Annotated in this window: 15 protein-coding genes and 1 riboswitch; of the genes, 6 read left to right on the top strand and 9 right to left on the bottom strand. The window is 63.6% G+C overall.

Features of this window, described 5'->3' with window-relative positions; all coding sequences use genetic code 11:
* Window positions 1-2 precede the first annotated feature (2 nt).
* On the top strand, window positions 3-473 hold the full coding sequence (locus ACN8M7_RS03970) for a chemotaxis protein CheW (RefSeq protein WP_490259852.1): 471 nt from the start codon (window positions 3-5) through the stop codon (window positions 471-473).
* A gap of 79 nt (window positions 474-552) precedes the next feature.
* On the opposite strand, the gene ACN8M7_RS03965 is transcribed toward ACN8M7_RS03970, so the two are convergent.
* From ACN8M7_RS03965 to ACN8M7_RS03955, 3 genes are all read right to left on the bottom strand, one after another.
* Window positions 553-2,034, bottom strand: a complete 1,482-nt coding sequence (locus ACN8M7_RS03965) for an alanine/glycine:cation symporter family protein (RefSeq protein WP_490259851.1) — start codon at window positions 2,032-2,034, stop codon at window positions 553-555.
* Between the two features lie 211 nt (window positions 2,035-2,245).
* Window positions 2,246-2,965, bottom strand: a complete 720-nt coding sequence (locus tag ACN8M7_RS03960) for a 16S rRNA (uracil(1498)-N(3))-methyltransferase (protein WP_490259850.1) — start codon at window positions 2,963-2,965, stop codon at window positions 2,246-2,248.
* Window positions 2,966-3,094: 129 nt separating this feature from the next.
* Window positions 3,095-4,498, bottom strand: a complete 1,404-nt coding sequence (locus ACN8M7_RS03955; protein ID WP_490259849.1) for an adenosylmethionine--8-amino-7-oxononanoate transaminase — start codon at window positions 4,496-4,498, stop codon at window positions 3,095-3,097.
* A 256-nt stretch (window positions 4,499-4,754) separates the two neighbouring features.
* Here ACN8M7_RS03955 and ACN8M7_RS03950 point away from each other — a divergent pair, with 256 nt between their 5' ends.
* Together ACN8M7_RS03950 and ACN8M7_RS03945 are read left to right on the top strand one after the other, a co-directional pair.
* On the top strand, window positions 4,755-5,300 hold the full coding sequence (locus ACN8M7_RS03950) for a cytochrome b (protein WP_061238540.1): 546 nt from the start codon (window positions 4,755-4,757) through the stop codon (window positions 5,298-5,300).
* A gap of 58 nt (window positions 5,301-5,358) precedes the next feature.
* Window positions 5,359-5,934 (top strand): YceI family protein, encoded by a 576-nt coding sequence (locus ACN8M7_RS03945; protein WP_061238539.1) that lies wholly within the window; start codon window positions 5,359-5,361, stop codon window positions 5,932-5,934.
* 233 nt (window positions 5,935-6,167) lie between these two features.
* On the opposite strand, the gene rhlE2 is transcribed toward ACN8M7_RS03945, so the two are convergent.
* The 5 genes from rhlE2 to ahcY all read right to left on the bottom strand — a co-directional run bounded on the left by rhlE2 (window position 6,168) and on the right by ahcY (window position 12,856).
* The gene (rhlE2, locus tag ACN8M7_RS03940) at window positions 6,168-8,072 is read right to left on the bottom strand and encodes an RNA helicase RhlE2 (RefSeq protein WP_061238538.1); all 1,905 of its coding nucleotides are present in this window, start codon (window positions 8,070-8,072) and stop codon (window positions 6,168-6,170) included.
* Window positions 8,073-8,274: 202 nt separating this feature from the next.
* The gene (locus ACN8M7_RS03935) at window positions 8,275-9,018 is read right to left on the bottom strand and encodes a substrate-binding periplasmic protein (RefSeq protein WP_061238536.1); all 744 of its coding nucleotides are present in this window, start codon (window positions 9,016-9,018) and stop codon (window positions 8,275-8,277) included.
* Between the two features lie 52 nt (window positions 9,019-9,070).
* Window positions 9,071-10,444, bottom strand: a complete 1,374-nt coding sequence (ppnN, locus tag ACN8M7_RS03930) for a nucleotide 5'-monophosphate nucleosidase PpnN (RefSeq protein WP_490259848.1) — start codon at window positions 10,442-10,444, stop codon at window positions 9,071-9,073.
* Window positions 10,445-10,526: 82 nt separating this feature from the next.
* On the bottom strand, window positions 10,527-11,372 hold the full coding sequence (gene metF, locus ACN8M7_RS03925) for a methylenetetrahydrofolate reductase [NAD(P)H] (protein ID WP_061238532.1): 846 nt from the start codon (window positions 11,370-11,372) through the stop codon (window positions 10,527-10,529).
* Window positions 11,373-11,449: 77 nt separating this feature from the next.
* Complete coding sequence (ahcY, locus tag ACN8M7_RS03920; RefSeq protein ID WP_156458566.1) at window positions 11,450-12,856, bottom strand: adenosylhomocysteinase; 1,407 nt, start codon at window positions 12,854-12,856, stop codon at window positions 11,450-11,452.
* 8 nt (window positions 12,857-12,864) lie between these two features.
* A riboswitch (S-adenosyl-L-homocysteine riboswitch) is annotated at window positions 12,865-13,017 on the bottom strand.
* A gap of 182 nt (window positions 13,018-13,199) precedes the next feature.
* Between ahcY and ACN8M7_RS03915 the strand changes: the two genes are divergently transcribed.
* From ACN8M7_RS03915 to ACN8M7_RS03905, 3 genes are all read left to right on the top strand, one after another.
* Window positions 13,200-13,589, top strand: coding sequence for an acyl-CoA thioesterase (locus ACN8M7_RS03915; protein WP_490259847.1), 390 nt, complete (start codon window positions 13,200-13,202; stop codon window positions 13,587-13,589).
* A gap of 125 nt (window positions 13,590-13,714) precedes the next feature.
* Complete coding sequence (locus ACN8M7_RS03910; protein ID WP_490259846.1) at window positions 13,715-14,101, top strand: MAPEG family protein; 387 nt, start codon at window positions 13,715-13,717, stop codon at window positions 14,099-14,101.
* 160 nt (window positions 14,102-14,261) lie between these two features.
* A complete protein-coding gene (locus ACN8M7_RS03905; RefSeq protein ID WP_061238526.1) occupies window positions 14,262-14,711 on the top strand; it encodes a c-type cytochrome in 450 nt (149 codons plus the stop codon).
* On the opposite strand, the gene ACN8M7_RS03900 is transcribed toward ACN8M7_RS03905, so the two are convergent.
* Window positions 14,705-15,100: a DUF1090 domain-containing protein gene (locus ACN8M7_RS03900; RefSeq protein ID WP_061238525.1), complete on the bottom strand. Its 396-nt coding sequence runs from the start codon at window positions 15,098-15,100 to the stop codon at window positions 14,705-14,707. The genes ACN8M7_RS03905 and ACN8M7_RS03900 overlap by 7 nt on opposite strands.
* Window positions 15,101-15,179: the final 79 nt, after the last annotated feature.

Raw genomic sequence — 15,179 nt, 5'->3', positions numbered from 1 at the left:
CAATGAGCCAAGCCGTCGCCACCCAGAACAGCGCCACCGGTCTTACCAGCGTGCTGGTACCACTGACCGACCGAACCCTGCTGTTGCCCAACGTGGCGTTAGCCGAGTTGATTCCCTATCGCGCACCGCAGGTCAGCGAAGGCACTCCCGAGTGGTTTCTCGGCCAGATCGCCTGGCGTGATCTGCGTTTGCCGCTGCTGTCCTTCGAGGCTGCCAGCGGCGGTCAGGTACAGGTTGCCAATGGCGCTCGCGTGGCGGTGATCAATGCCCTGGGTGGTCGGCCCAAGGTCAAGTTCATCGCCTTGCTGGTGCAGGGCATTCCACGTTCGCTGAAGGTCGGTAGCGACCTGCAGGCGGCCGATGTGGAGCTGGCGCCGCTGGAGTTGGGTGCAGCGCGCGTTGGTGAGGACGTGGTACGTATTCCCGACCTGGCCGCCCTTGAGCAGTTGCTCGCCGATGCCGGCCTGATCTGAGTTCGGCCCGCGCTCGAAGTTGCACCCATGAAAAAGCCCCGGCACTGGCCGGGGCTTTTTCGTTACTGCCGCCGAGCTATCAGCGCTGCGTTTGCTGCGCGTCGGCTTTCTCTGCGGTCAGGTTGTCTTCCGAGGTGCTTGAGCCCCAGTAATCGGCATTCTTGATGCCGAGCTTCTCGGGGTGGAAGACCGGGTCCTTGCCCTCGTCCAACTGCTGCTCATAGTCCTTCAGGCACTTGTAGGCGACCTTGTGCATGAGCAGGATGGCGATGATGTTCAACCAGGCCATCAGACCAACGCCCAGATCACCCAGGTCCCAGGCGAAGGTGGCGGTGTGCACGGTGCCGTAGACGGTGGCGGCGATGATGCCGAACTTCAGCAGCAGGGTGAGGATGGGGCGCTTCACCTTGCGGTTGATGTAGGCAATGTTGGTCTCGGCGATGTAGTAGTACGCCAGGATGGTGGTGAAGGCGAAGAAGAACAGGGCGATGGCGACGAAGGCGTTGCCGAAGCCGGGCATCATGTTCTCCATCGCGGTCTGTACATAGCCCGGACCTGCGGCGACACCGGCGATACCGGTGAACATCGCACTGCCATCCGGCGCCTGCACGTTGTACTGACCAGTGATCAGCAGCATGAAGGCGGTGGCGGAGCAGACGAACAGGGTATCGATGTAGACCGAGAAGCCCTGTACCAGACCCTGCTTGGCCGGGTGGCTGACAGCGGCGGCGGAGGAGGCGTGCGGGCCAGTGCCCTGGCCGGCCTCGTTGGAGTAGACGCCGCGCTTGACGCCCCACTGGATCGCCATGCCGACGATGGCGCCGAAGCCAGCCTCGAGGCCGAAGGCGCTCTTGACGATCAGCATCACCACTTCCGGCAGTTTGCCGATGTTCAGCAGGATGATCACCATGGCCACCAGGATGTAGCCCAGGGCCATGAACGGCACGACCACCTGAGTGAAGTGGGCGATACGCTTGACGCCACCGAAGATGATCAGACCGATCAGCACGGCCAGCACGGCGGCGGTGACGTTCGGGTCGATGTCGAAGGCGGTTTTCACGCTGGAGGCGATGGAGTTGGCCTGTACGCCCGGCAGCAGCAGGCCGCAGGCAAATACGGTGACGATGGCGAACAACCAGGCGTACCACTTCAGACCGAGGCCGCGCTCGATGTAGAAGGCTGGGCCACCGCGGTATTCACCGTTGAGCTTTTCCTTGTACACCTGACCGAGGGTCGACTCGACGAATGCCGAGCTGGCGCCGAGGAAGGCCACCATCCACATCCAGAACACGGCGCCCGGACCACCGAAGGTGATCGCGGTGGCCACACCGGCGATGTTGCCGGTACCGACGCGACCGGCGAGGGTCATGGTCAGAGCCTGGAAGGAGGTGATGCCGTGCTCATCGGTCTTGCCGGTGAACATCAAGCGGATCATTTCTTTGAAGTGGCGAACCTGGAGAAAGCGGCCGCGCAGGGAGAAGTAGAGACCAACGCCGAGACAGAGATAGATCAGCGCGGGGCTCCAGACCAGACCGTTTAGGGTCGAGACCAGTTCGTTCATGCAATGCTCCTGGGCATGCGGCCGCCTTATGGGCGGGGCCGAAGCCCGTTGTTTGTTATTGGAAGAGGAACGGCGCTCTGGGCGCCGGCCTCGGCCGCGCGCGGGTGGCTGGTGAGCGGGTCGCGCGTGCGGCGCGCAGAGCATGACAAAGACTGTTGCTCTTGCAATCTCTTGAGGTCACATTTTGTTACGCCAAGGCGACATTCCCGCCTTACAGGTCGCCCCAGAGCTGTTGTGCGACGCTGAGGGCCACCACGGGAGCCGTTTCCGTGCGCAGGACACGTGGTCCGAGGCGGGCGGCGTGGAAGCCGGCGTCCTTGGCCTGCTCGACTTCAGCCTCGCTCAAACCGCCTTCCGGGCCGATCAGAAACGCCAGCGAGCGCGGTGCGGCGTGACCGCTCCAGGGCTCGGCAACCGGGTGCAGCACCAGTTTCAGGTCCGCTTCGACCTGTTGCTGCCAGGTGGCCAGTTCCAGTGGCGGGTTGATCACCGGCAGTACCGAGCGACCGCATTGCTCGCAGGCGCTGATCGCCACCTGGCGCCAGTGAGCCATGCGCTTGTCGGCACGCTCATCCTTGAGTCTGACTTCGCAGCGCATCGAGACGATCGGGGTGATCTCGCTGACCCCCAGCTCGGTGGCCTTCTGGATCGCCCAGTCCATGCGTTCGCCGCGTGACAGACCCTGGCCGAGGTGAATGCGCAGCGGGGATTCGTCGAGCCCGGCGATCGCCTCACGCAGCTCGACGCGTACGCTCTTCTTGCCTACTTCGATGAGCTCGCCGAGATACTCCTGGCCGCTGCCGTCGAACAATTGCACGGCATCGCCCGCTGCATGGCGCAGCACGCGGCCGATGTAGTGGGCCTGGGCCTCGGGCAGTTGGTGTTGACCGAGGGAGAGCGGGGCATCGATGAAAAAACGGGATAGGCGCATAAGGGCAGCTGCAGGCGGCAAGTTCGAAGCGGCAAGTTTAAAGCGCTGCTGCGCGCGGCGCACCCTGCGGTCGAGGCGCCGCTGTTCCGCAGGTTGCGCTGTGCGTATCGCTCTTTGGGCGTGGTTCGCTCAACCCGGATCGCGATGATCGGGGTAGCGGTTATCCACTGCCACACTGACCGACTCGCGGCTGGCGATATCGATGCCTTCGCTGGCTACCTCGGCAAGGAAGTCGATCTCCTGCGGGGTGATCACGTAAGGCGGCAGGAAATACACCACGCTGCCCAGTGGGCGCAGCAGGGCGCCGCGCTCCAGGGCATGCTGATAGACGCGCAGGCCACGACGTTCCTGCCAGGGGTAGGCGGTCTTGCTGGCCTTGTCCTGCACCATCTCGATCGCCAGGGCCATGCCGGTCTGGCGCACTTCGGCGACATGCGGGTGATCGGCCATGTGTGCGGTAGCGCTGGCCATGCGTGCTGCCAGGGCCTTGTTGCGCTCGATCACGTCGTCGTCACGGAAGATGTCCAGGGTCGCCAGCGCGGCGGCGCAGGCCAGCGGGTTACCGGTATAGGTGTGCGAATGAAGGAAGGCGCGCAGGGTCGCGTAGTCGTCGTAGAAGGCGCTGTAGACATCATCGGTGGTGAGCACGGCAGCCATCGGCAGGTAGCCGCCAGTCAGCGCCTTGGACAGCACCAGGAAGTCCGGGGTAATGCCGGCCTGCTCGCAGGCGAACATGGTGCCGGTGCGGCCGAAGCCGACGGCGATCTCGTCGTGGATCAGGTGTACGCCATAGCGGTCGCAGGCTTCGCGCAAAAGCTTGAGGTAGATCGGGTGGTACATGCGCATGCCGCCCGCACCCTGGATCAGCGGCTCGACGATCACCGCGGCGACTTCGTGATGATGCTCGGCCAGGGTCTGCTCCATGTGGGCGAACATGACGCGCGAATGTTCCTCCCAGCTCACGCCCTCGGGGCGCAGGTAGCAGTCCGGGCTGGGCACCTTGAGGGTGTCGAGCAGCAGCGCCTTGTAGGTGTCGGTGAACAGCGACACGTCGCCCACCGACATCGCCGCCACGGTTTCACCGTGATAGCTGTTGGTCAGGGTCACGAAGCGCTTCTTCGCCGGCGCGCCGCTGTTGAGCCAGTAGTGAAAGCTCATCTTCAGCGCCACTTCGATGCCCGATGAGCCGTTGTCGGCGTAGAACACCTTGTTCAGGCCCGCCGGGGTGATCTGCACCAGGCGCTCGGACAGTTCGATGACCGGCTGGTGGGTGAAGCCGGCGAGCATCACGTGTTCGAGGTTTTCCAGCTGTTCGCGAATGCGTGCGTTGATACGCGGGTTGGCATGGCCGAAGACATTGACCCACCAGGAGCTGACGGCATCGAGGTAGCGCTTGCCGTCGAAATCCTCCAGCCATACGCCAGAGGCCTTGCGGATCGCCACCAGCGGCAGGCGCTCGTGATCCTTCATCTGGGTGCAGGGGTGCCACAACACGTCGAGGTCGCGTTGCATCCAGTGGTCGTTGAGGCTCATGAGAAATCTCCCTGTGTGCGGGCGGCCAGCCTACCAGAAGCGGCACCCAGTACGCTGACGGCGCCGCTGGTCTGGCGTTGTATACCGCCTGTGCGCCTGTCGCTGAACTTTGCGCTGCGTGTCGGCACTAAGCCGGTCGACTAAAAAGTCCGTGATGAGCTATCGCATTTCTCGATGTTTCATAGCGAAAAAATTCGCTTTAAATCGATATATTTGCCGTTAGTCTTGCTCGGACACTGGATCAGGGAACCCACCCATGCAATGGCGCAACACCCCCGCTACTTATGGATTCGTCAGCGTGCTGCTGCACTGGCTGGTGGCGCTGGCCGTATTCGGACTGTTCGCCCTCGGCTTCTGGATGGTGGGGCTCAGCTATTACGACCCGTGGCGCCAGAGCGCGCCGGATCTGCACAAGAGCATCGGCATCGTGCTGTTCGCCGTCATGCTGCTGCGCGTGCTGTGGCGTCTGTTCAACCCGTCACCGGCGGCTCTGAGCAGCCACGGCCAGCTCACTCGCCTGGCCTCCAAGTTGGGTCATGGCGTGCTCTACCTCGGCTTGTTCGGCGTGATGATCTCCGGCTACCTGATTTCCACCGCCGACGGCCGTGGCATCGAGGTGTTCGGCCTGTTCAGCGTGCCGGCAACCCTGAGCGGAATCGCGCAACAGGAAGACATCGCCGGGGCGATCCACGAATACCTGGCCTGGGGGTTGGTGATATTCGCCGGCCTGCATGGCCTGGCCGCACTCAAGCACCATTTCATTGACCGTGACAGCACCCTGCTGCGGATGTTCGGGCGCTGACGCAATTCATCATCGGGCCCATGCCCATCTAGATCGACAACTCGCAAGGAGAACACCCATGTTGAAGAACGCCCTCGCTGCACTGGTTCTGGGCTCGGCTCTGATCGGCGGCCAGGCCATGGCGGCCGACTACGTCATCGACAAGCAAGGCCAGCACGCCTTCGTCAATTTCAAGATCAGCCACCTGGGTTACAGCTGGCTGTACGGCACCTTCAAGGACTTCGATGGCAAGTTCAGCTTCGACGCCGCCAACCCGGAGGCGAGCAAGGTCAGCGTGACCCTGAAGACCGCCAGCGTCGACACCAACCACGCCGAGCGTGACAAGCACATCCGCAGCGCCGACTTCCTCAACGCGAGCAAGCACGACACCGCCACCTTCGAATCCACTTCGGTCAAATCCACTGGCGAAGGCACCGCTGACATCACCGGTAACCTGACCCTCAACGGCGTGACCAAGCCGGTGGTGATCGCTGCCAAGTTCATCGGTGAAGGCAAGGACCCGTGGGGCGGCTACCGTGCCGGTTTCGAAGGCACCACCACGCTGAAACTGAAGGACTTCGATATTTCCAAGGATCTCGGCCCGGCTTCGGAAACCGTCGAGCTGATCATCTCGGTCGAAGGTGTTCGCCAGTAAGGAAAGCGGCCGCTAGCTGGCGGCCGTCTGATGACCCTCTCCCATTCATGGGGCGAAGAGGTGTGTTGTCGGAGGCATCGCCTCCTGCGCCGATGAGCGCCTGATCGCTGGCGACCAGGCAGGGGCGCGCAGTGGGGGGCCGAAGGGCGGGGGAGACGTGCTTCTCCACTCGCCTTTTCCCCTAAACAAAAACGCCGCCCTCAGGGGCGGCGTTTTTGTTGGTGCGTCAGCGCTTACTCGTCGCGGTTGCGCGTCAGCAGTGCTGGCTTCTCGCCGCGCGGACGGGTGCTGTTGCTCAGCTCGTCGAGTTGCTCGGCAGTCGGGAAGCGGTCCAGGCGCGAGCCCTTGTGCATGATGATCGGCTGCTTCTCGCGCGGGCTGCGCACGGCCGCTTCGGCGCGTGGCAGCTCGTCACGATCGAGCGAGGTGACACGACCGTCATTGGCTGGACGACCGCGACCGCGGTTGCTGCCGTTGCGCCCCTGGCCGCCTTGGCCTGCTTGACCGCTGCCCTGGCGACGGTTCTTGTTCGCGCCATTGCTGCTGCCGTTGCTACTGCCATTGTTGTTGCGCGGAGCCTTGCCGCTCTGCCGCGGCTGGCCTGACGCTGCGCCGTTGGCCGGTGCTGTACCGGAGCGACGGCCGCGACCCTGCTGCTTGTTCTGGTTCGGACTGACATAGTCGACACGGTTGCCGAAGTTGTCGATCTCATCGTCGAGGAATTCCTCGGGATCACGATCCGGGGGCAGCGGTGGGATCGCCGCTGCAGCGGAGCCCTGGGCATTGCTGCGCTGGCTCTGGCCGCGGCGGTTCTGACCTTGCGGCTTGGCTTTCTGCTCCTTGCCGCTGTCCTTGCCCTTGTCCTTGCGGCCACCGCCGTGGCGATCGCCCTTGGGCTTGTCGCCGCCTTCGCCCTTCGGCTTTTTCTGCTGACCGGCGTTGCGCGGCTGGCGCGGCTCGCGTACTTCGGGGCGCTCGGCTTCCACGGCGCTGGCATCGAAGCCCATCAGATCGCCATCAGGGATCTTCTGCTTGGTCATGCGCTCGATGCTCTTGAGCAGTTTTTCCTCGTCCGGCGCGACCAGCGAGATCGCCTCACCACTGCGCCCGGCGCGGCCGGTACGGCCGATGCGGTGTACGTAGTCTTCCTCGACATTGGGCAGCTCGAAGTTGACCACGTGCGGCAACTGGTCAATGTCCAGGCCGCGGGCGGCGATGTCAGTCGCCACGAGGATGCGCACCTTGTTCGCCTTGAAGTCGGCCAGGGCCTTGGTGCGTGCGTTCTGGCTCTTGTTGCCGTGAATCGCGGCAGCCGGCAGCCCGTGCTTTTCCAGGTACTCGGCCAGGCGGTTGGCGCCGTGCTTGGTGCGGGTGAACACCAGCACCTGTTCCCAGGCGCCCTGGGTGATCAGGTGGGCGAGCAGAGCACGCTTGTGGCTGGCGGCGAGATGGAAGACGCGTTGTTCGATGCGCTCGACCGTGGTGTTCGGCGGCGTGACCTCGATGCGCTCGGGGTTGTGCAGCAACTTGCCGGCGAGGTCGGTGATGTCCTTGGAGAAAGTCGCCGAGAACAGCAGGTTCTGGCGCTGTGTCGGCAGCTTGGCCAACACCTTCTTGACGTCGTGGATGAAGCCCATGTCGAGCATGCGGTCGGCTTCGTCGAGCACGAGGATTTCCACGTGCGACAGGTCGATGGCCTTCTGGTTGGCCAGGTCGAGCAGACGACCCGGGCAGGCCACGAGGACGTCGACGCCCTTGGCCAGGGCTTGAACCTGCGGGTTCATGCCAACGCCGCCGAAGATGCAGGCGCTGACGAATTTCAAATCGCGGGCATAGACCTTGAAGCTGTCATGCACCTGGGCGGCCAGTTCGCGAGTGGGGGTCAGTACCAGCACGCGCGGCTGTTTCGGGCCGTGGCGTTGTTCGCGATCCGGATGACCGCCCGGAAACAGGCGTTCGAGGATCGGCAGGGCGAAACCGCCCGTCTTACCTGTACCCGTCTGGGCCGCCACCATGAGATCGCGACCTTGCAACACGGCGGGAATGGCCCGCTGTTGCACCGGAGTGGGCTGGGTGTAGCCGGCGGACTCGACCGCACGGACTAGAGCCTCGGAGAGACCGAGGGAGGCAAAGGACATGAGCAATCCTGTACTAAGTGAGGGCGTGGCCCTTGGGGTGTAGAGCCTGGCTTGAATCACACGTGGGGCGCATGATCCCGTCCGGTACTGCTGGCTTCTGGGAGCTAGCATCCGGGCGCAAGCCTGGCGGGAAGGCCCGAGTATAACAGAGCTGAGCGTCTGCGCAGCTACCAGCCTGACGGTTGGTTCACGGCCTGGCGTATCAAAGGGTCGCGTAGCGTTGCTGCAGCTGGGTGTAGGCGGGTTCGTGTTTGAAGCGGCGCAGCTCGGCAGTGAAGCTCTCGGCCAGGCGCGCCAGCCTCGGGTCATGGCGCAGCGCCAGGTAGAGGCGGTCGTGGCCGACAGGCTTGCGGTTGTAGTCGACCTGCTCCTGCAGGCCCATCTGGGCGCTCAGGTAGAGTCCGGCGCGACGGTCGCTGACCGCCAGGTCGATGCGATGACGGATCAGCTTGCCCAGGTTGGCCTCGTGAGAAGGCGCTTCTTCACGGCTGAACAGGGTCGAGGTGCGGAACGCTTCGTCGTTGTACCAGTAGCCAGGCGAGACGCCGATCACCAGACCGCGCAGGTCTTCCAGCCTGTCGTAGGGGTAGGGGCGGTTGCGGGCGTAGAACAGTACCAGCTCCACTTCGCTGAGGGGCTCCTCGACGAAGAGCATGCTCGCCTCGCGTTCGCGCCGGTGGAAGATATCCAGGATGCCGTCGACATGGCCTCGCTCCAGCTCCATCAGGCAGCGCTTCCAGGGCATGAACTGCAGATCCAGCTTCACGCCCAGGCGGCGCAGTACCTCGCGACTGATCTCGTAGTCGAGCCCGGCGGGTTGGCCATTTTCTTCATAGACGTAAGGCGCCCAGGCGTCCGTGACCAGGCGCAACGTCTCGGCGCGAGCGCTGAGCGCAAGGCTGCAGAGTAATAGAGTGGCGATAATCTGGCGCTGGAATAATGGCATTGCGCCAGATTAGCGATTTTGTCCGGGTCGTTAAAGTGCGTTGTGAGCAGCTTCAGTCGACGACCCGGTAGCAGGGCTCATAGGCGCTGCCGCCTGGCAGTTTCATGCGGTGCTGTTCGACGAAGGACTGCAGCAGGCGATCGAGTGGACGCATGATGGTCGCCTCGCCGCGAATCTCGTACGGACCGTGCTCTTCGATCAGGCGGATGCCGTTCTCCTTGACGTTGCCCGCGACGATGCCGGAGAAGGCGCGGCGCAGGTTGGCAGCCAGGTGATGCAGTGGCTGCTCGCGGGTCAGGTTGAGGCTGGCCATGGCTTCGTGAGTCGGCTCGAAGGGGTGCTGGAAGCTCTCGTCGATCTTCAGCAGCCAGTTGAAGTGGAAGGCGTCGTTGCGTTCGCGGCGGAAGTGCTCCACCTCGCTGATGCCGACATGCATCTGGCGGGCGACCTCGGCCGGGTCGTTGACGATCATGCTGTAGCGCTGCTGCGCCGCCTCGCCCAGGGTCGCGCCGATGAACTCGTGCAACTGTTGCAGGTAGGTGGCGGCGCTCTTCGGCCCGGTGAGGATGACCGGGAAGGGCAGGTCCTTGTTGTCCGGGTGGGTGAGGATACCCAGCAGGTAGAGGAACTCCTCGGCCGTACCGGCGCCGCCCGGGAAGATGATGATGCCATGGCCGACGCGAACGAAGGCCTCCAGGCGCTTCTCGATGTCCGGCAGGATCACCAGCTCGTTGACGATCGGGTTGGGTGCTTCGGCGGCGATGATGCCGGGCTCGGTCAGGCCCAGGTAGCGACCCTTGAGATTGCGTTGCTTGGCGTGGCTGATGGTGGCGCCCTTCATCGGCCCCTTCATCACGCCCGGACCGCAGCCGGTGCAGATGTCCAGGCCGCGCAGGCCCAGCTCGTGACCGACCTTCTTGGTGTACTTGTATTCCTCGGTGCTGATCGAGTGGCCGCCCCAGCACACCACCATCTTCGGCTCGACGCCGCTGCGCAGGGTGCGTGCGTTGCGCAGCAGGTGGAATACGTAGTCGGTGATACCCTCCGAGCTGTCCAGGTCGATGCGCTTGTTCTCCAGCTCGCTCTGGGTGAAGACGATGTCGCGCAGGGCGCTGAACAGCATCTCACGGGTGCTGGCGATCATCTCGCCATCGACGAAGGCGTCGGCCGGGGCATTCAGCAGTTCCAGGCGGATGCCGCGATCCTGCTGGTGGATCTTCACTTCGAAGTCCGGGTAGGCCTCGAGAATGGTCTTGGCGTTGTCGCTATGCGAACCGGTGTTGAGGATCGCCAGGGCGCACTGACGGAACAGGCGATAAACGCTGCCCGAACCGGTTTCGCGCAACTGCTGCACTTCACGTTGGGAGAGGGTCTCCAGGCTGCCCTTGGGGCTGACGGAGGCGTTGATCTTGGTGCGTTTGAGCATGAGGGGCGATCCTTCGGCGGCGAGGCGGGAGGGTAAAGCGGACAGGCTGCCCGGGGTGGGCAGCCTGTGAGTAAGCGGCCTGTTAACGCGGCAGCTTGAGGTTGTTCCAGATGGACAGGCTGGGGCCTGCCAGGTTCATGCTGTAGAAGTGCAGGCCAGGCGCGCCGCCTTGCAGCAGGCGCTCGCACATCTCGGTGATGACCTGCTCGCCAAAGGCACGAATGCTGTCGCTGTCGTCGCCGTAGGCTTCCAGTTGCTTGCGCACCCAGCGCGGGATCTCTGCGCCGCAGGCATCGGAGAAGCGCGCCAGCTTGCTGTAGTTGGTAATCGGCATGATGCCCGGCACCACGGGGATGTCCACGCCCAGCTTGCGCACGCGCTCGACGAAGTAGAAGTAGCTGTCGGCGTTGAAGAAGTACTGGGTGATGGCGCTGTCGGCACCGGCCTTGGCCTTGCGCACGAAGTTGGCGACATCGCTCTCGAAGTTACGTGCCTGCGGATGCATCTCCGGGTAGGCGGCGACTTCGATGTGGAAGTGATCACCGGTTTCGCTGCGAATGAACTCGACCAGCTCGTTGGCGTAACGCAGTTCACCGCTGGCCAGGCCCATGCCCGACGGCAGGTCGCCGCGCAGCGCGACGATGCGCTTGATGCCGGCTTTCTGGTACAGGTTGAGCAGCTCGCGCAGCTCGGCCTTGCTGTCGCCGACGCAGGACAGGTGCGGTGCGGTGGGCACCTTCACTTCGCCATCGAGCTGCAGCACGGTGTTGAGGGTGCGGTCGCGGGTCGAGCCGCCCGCACCATAGGTGCAGGAGAAGAAATCGGGATTGTAGGCCGCCAGTTGGCGCGCCACATCCATCAGTTTTTCATGCCCGGCTTCGGTCTTTGCGGGAAAGAACTCGAAGCTGTAGCGGCGTTCTTGTGACATAGCAAAATTCCGTAGGGTGGCCCGGCCACCGAGGTTCTTGGCAGGCAGGGTGCCTTGCACCCTGCCTGTCCCGCTGATCAGTAGCGGTAGGTGTCGGGCTTGAACGGGCCTTCGACGGTGACGCCAATGTAATCGGCCTGCTGCTTGGTCAGCTGGGTGACCACGCCACCGAAGCCCTTGACCATCTCCAGCGCGACTTCTTCGTCGAGCTTCTTCGGCAGCACTTCGACGGTCAGGCGCTCGGCCTTCTTCTCGGCGGACAGATCAGCGAACTTCTGCTCGAACAGGAAGATCTGCGCGAGTACCTGGTTGGCGAACGAGCCATCCATGATGCGGCTCGGGTGGCCGGTGGCGTTGCCCAGGTTCACCAGACGGCCTTCGGCCAGCAGGATCAGGTAGTCGTCGTTGGCCGGATCGAAGGTGCCAGCGCCGGTGCGGTGGATCTTGTGCACCTGCGGCTTGACCTCTTCCCAGGCCCAGTTCTTGCGCATGAAGGCGGTGTCGATCTCGTTGTCGAAGTGACCGATGTTGCACACCACGGCGCGCTTCTTCAGAGCCTTGAGCATGCCGGCGTCACAGACGTTGACGTTGCCGGTGGTGGTGACGATCAGGTCGATCTTGCCCAGCAGTGCGGCGTCGACGCTCGCTTCGCTGCCGTCATTGATGCCGTTCTTGTACGGCGAGACCAGCTCGAAGCCGTCCATACAGGCCTGCATGGCGCAGATCGGATCGACTTCGGAGACCTTGACGATCATGCCTTCCTGACGCAGCGACTGCGCCGAGCCCTTGCCCACGTCACCGTAGCCGATGACCAGCGCCTGCTTGCCCGACAGCAGGTGGTCGGTGCCGCGCTTGATGGCGTCGTTGAGGCTGTGGCGGCAGCCGTACTTGTTATCGTTCTTGCTCTTGGTCACGGCGTCGTTGACGTTGATCGCCGGAACTTTCAGGGTGCCGGCCTTGAGCATGTCGAGCAGACGGTGCACGCCGGTGGTGGTTTCTTCGGTCACGCCGTGGATGCGCTCGAGCATCTGCGGGTATTTCTTGTGCAGGATTTCGGTCAGGTCACCGCCGTCGTCCAGCACCATGTTGGCGTCCCACGGCTGGCCATCCTTGAGGATGGTCTGCTCGATGCACCACTCGTACTCTTCTTCGGTCTCGCCTTTCCAGGCGAACACCGGGATACCGGCGGCGGCGATGGCGGCAGCGGCCTGATCCTGGGTGGAGAAGATGTTGCACGAGGACCAGCGCACTTCGGCGCCCAGGGCGGTCAGCGTTTCAATCAGCACGCCGGTCTGGATGGTCATGTGGATGCAGCCGAGGATCTTCGCGCCTTTCAGCGGTTGGCTGGCGGCGTACTTGCGACGCAGGCCCATCAGGGCCGGCATCTCGGATTCGGCGATGATCAGTTCCTTGCGGCCCCAGTCGGCCAGGGAAATGTCGGCGACCTTGTAGTCGTTGAAAGCGCTCATGCAGTAACTCTCCATTCGTTGTCTGCGAATGGGCGCCGTTGATGCGTTTGGATAACGCCCCGGGCGAGCCTGACAGCCTGGAAGGTTGATTCGAATCCGCCGCGAAGCACTGCTGGAATGCGGAGCTTGCGGATTCGAAACAGATCTTTCAGGTTGCTGCAGCGCCCCTCGACCGGGTGGCGGGAGCGACCGGAGCGGTGCCGGTCGCGTGAAACTGGCCGATTATAGCGAGCCGAGCGGCGGCGCCCAAGGTTTTCCGTCGCTTTCGCGTCGCAATGCACGCCACAGATGGCCGCGCCGCGACAAGCGTAATGCTGTCGGCGCATCATGGGGACCCATTCAATACGGAGGACAATGCATGAATTTCCACACCCGCAAGTGGATCAAGCCCGAGGACCTCAACCCCAATGGCACGCTGTTCGGCGGCAGCCTGCTGAGGTGGATCGACGAAGAGGCGGCGATCTACGCCATCGTCCAGCTCGGCAATCAGCGCGTGGTGACCAAGTTCATCTCCGAGATCAACTTCGTCAGTTCGGCGCGGCAGAGCGACATCATCGAACTGGGCATCACTGCCACCGAGTTCGGTCGTACCTCCATCACCCTGTGCTGCGAGGTGCGCAACAAGGTCACCCGCAAGAGCATCCTGACCATCGACAAGCTGGTGTTCGTCAACCTCGGCGAGGACGGCTTGCCGGCGCCTCACGGCAAGACAGCGATCACCTACGCCAAGGATCGTTTCCCCGGCTGAACCACGCTGGCAAAGATGGCCGCAGGCTTGGCCGAAGCGCCGGCATCATCGGTGGCGGCAGTCATGGACGTGGGCGGGGTGCTCGCGCAGGCTTGGCTTCCCGTTCCCAACCGTGAAAGCCCGTCATGACCCTTGCCTACTGGTGCGTACTGATCGCCATCTTCCTGCCCTACCTGGGCACCGCTGCCGCCAAGTTTCTCGGCCCTGGTTACGGCCCGCGGGCCAACCAGGATCCACGCGCCTTTCTGGGCACGCTGCAGGGCTGGCGCCAGCGGGCCAACAACGCCCAGCTCAATGGTTTCGAAGTCACGCCGGCATTCGCGGCGGCGGTGATCATCGCGCACCAGGCCGGAGGTGCTGCGCAGGCGCTGCTCGACCAGTTGGCGCTGGCCTTTATCGTCAGCCGCGTGCTGTATTTCATCTGCTACCTGGCCGACTGGGGACCTGTGCGGTCGCTGGTATGGTTCGCCGGGATGGGCCTGATCGTCGCCTTGTTCGTGGTCTCCGCCTGAGCGCGTCTGCCTGGGCGAACAGCCCCGCCTTGCCAGGGTGTCTAGCTGAACCCTGGCTGACTGGCGCACGTGAAACGCCAGGGTTGTGACAAGAGGTCGCTTGGCCAGGCCGGATCGAGCCGCGATACTGGCGACCCTTTTCCCTGTGGAAGTCGTGTCGATGACGCTGAAGAAACTCCTGCTGCTCGGCTGCGTCTGCCTGAGTCTGGCTGCCTGTGGTGGGGTTGACCCCAACTCGCCGCTGGGCAAGCGTCAGGCGGCGTTCAAGGAGATGCTCAAGGTCAGCGAAGATCTAGGTGGAATGCTGCGTGGTCGTATCGTCTACGACGAAGCCGGCTTCATTGCTGGCGCCGCGCAGCTGGAGCGACTGTCGCATGAGCCCTGGCAGCATTTTCCGCAAGTGCGTGATGACGAGCGCAGCAAGGCCAATCCCGAGGTCTGGGAGCGCCATGAGCAATTCCAGAAAATGGCCCGCGACCTGGAGCAGGCCACTGCGGCGCTGGTGCAGGCTACGACCGCGCCGCCGCTACGTCGCACCGAACTGGAGCCGGCGATGCAGGCCGTCGAGGACAGTTGCGAGGCTTGCCACAAGGCGTTTCGCGCCTACTGATCGACGCGTGCTTCGGCCTCGGCCTGCTGCAGTTCGGCGCGCGCCTCGGCCAGTTTGGCCTGACGCTTGGCGATCTTCTCCTGATCGCCCTTGCCGATGGCTTCGCGCAGATCCATCTCGCGTTCCTCTACTTCCTGGCGGGCTTGTTCGACGCTGGCGAGGCGCTCGCTGTGCAGCGTGTCGTCATCGCAATTGGCTGCCACGTTGCCCAGCGCCCTTTGCAGTCCATCCAGCTCGTGCGCGTTGCCATTCTGGCGGGCGGCTTCGATCTTTTTCTCGATGACCTGGCGTTTGGCCGCGCAGCCACTGTCAGCTTCGGCGGCGAGGATGGGCGTGGCGTTGAGGTTGGCGGCCAGCAGCAGGCCGAGCAAAGCGGTTTGACGAATCATGGTCTGTCCTCGTGAGTGTCTATTCGAAGTGACCACGGTTACTGCATGAGGTTCGACCCGTGCGCGGCATCGGCTGATC

It is taken from the genome of Pseudomonas spartinae, from assembly GCF_965197125.1.
GTDB classification, from domain to species: domain Bacteria; phylum Pseudomonadota; class Gammaproteobacteria; order Pseudomonadales; family Pseudomonadaceae; genus Aquipseudomonas; species Aquipseudomonas composti_A.
Note: the sequence above shows the minus strand (reverse complement) of the source record. Positions and strands in the feature narration are given on the sequence as shown.

Coding starts and splice junctions, on each gene's coding strand:
- ACN8M7_RS03955 (WP_490259849.1), bottom strand. CDS start 4,498: ATGAGCCTCAACGACCACTGGATGCAACGCGACCTCGACGTGTTGTGG.
- ACN8M7_RS03965 (WP_490259851.1), bottom strand. CDS start 2,034: ATGAACGAACTGGTCTCGACCCTAAACGGTCTGGTCTGGAGCCCCGCG.
- ACN8M7_RS03915 (WP_490259847.1), top strand. CDS start 13,200: ATGAATTTCCACACCCGCAAGTGGATCAAGCCCGAGGACCTCAACCCC.
- ACN8M7_RS03910 (WP_490259846.1), top strand. CDS start 13,715: ATGACCCTTGCCTACTGGTGCGTACTGATCGCCATCTTCCTGCCCTAC.
- ahcY (WP_156458566.1), bottom strand. CDS start 12,856: ATGGAGAGTTACTGCATGAGCGCTTTCAACGACTACAAGGTCGCCGAC.
- ACN8M7_RS03905 (WP_061238526.1), top strand. CDS start 14,262: ATGACGCTGAAGAAACTCCTGCTGCTCGGCTGCGTCTGCCTGAGTCTG.
- metF (WP_061238532.1), bottom strand. CDS start 11,372: ATGTCACAAGAACGCCGCTACAGCTTCGAGTTCTTTCCCGCAAAGACC.
- ACN8M7_RS03950 (WP_061238540.1), top strand. CDS start 4,755: ATGCAATGGCGCAACACCCCCGCTACTTATGGATTCGTCAGCGTGCTG.
- ACN8M7_RS03945 (WP_061238539.1), top strand. CDS start 5,359: ATGTTGAAGAACGCCCTCGCTGCACTGGTTCTGGGCTCGGCTCTGATC.
- rhlE2 (WP_061238538.1), bottom strand. CDS start 8,072: ATGTCCTTTGCCTCCCTCGGTCTCTCCGAGGCTCTAGTCCGTGCGGTC.
- ppnN (WP_490259848.1), bottom strand. CDS start 10,444: ATGCTCAAACGCACCAAGATCAACGCCTCCGTCAGCCCCAAGGGCAGC.
- ACN8M7_RS03960 (WP_490259850.1), bottom strand. CDS start 2,965: ATGCGCCTATCCCGTTTTTTCATCGATGCCCCGCTCTCCCTCGGTCAA.
- ACN8M7_RS03935 (WP_061238536.1), bottom strand. CDS start 9,018: ATGCCATTATTCCAGCGCCAGATTATCGCCACTCTATTACTCTGCAGC.
- ACN8M7_RS03900 (WP_061238525.1), bottom strand. CDS start 15,100: ATGATTCGTCAAACCGCTTTGCTCGGCCTGCTGCTGGCCGCCAACCTC.
- ACN8M7_RS03970 (WP_490259852.1), top strand. CDS start 3: ATGAGCCAAGCCGTCGCCACCCAGAACAGCGCCACCGGTCTTACCAGC.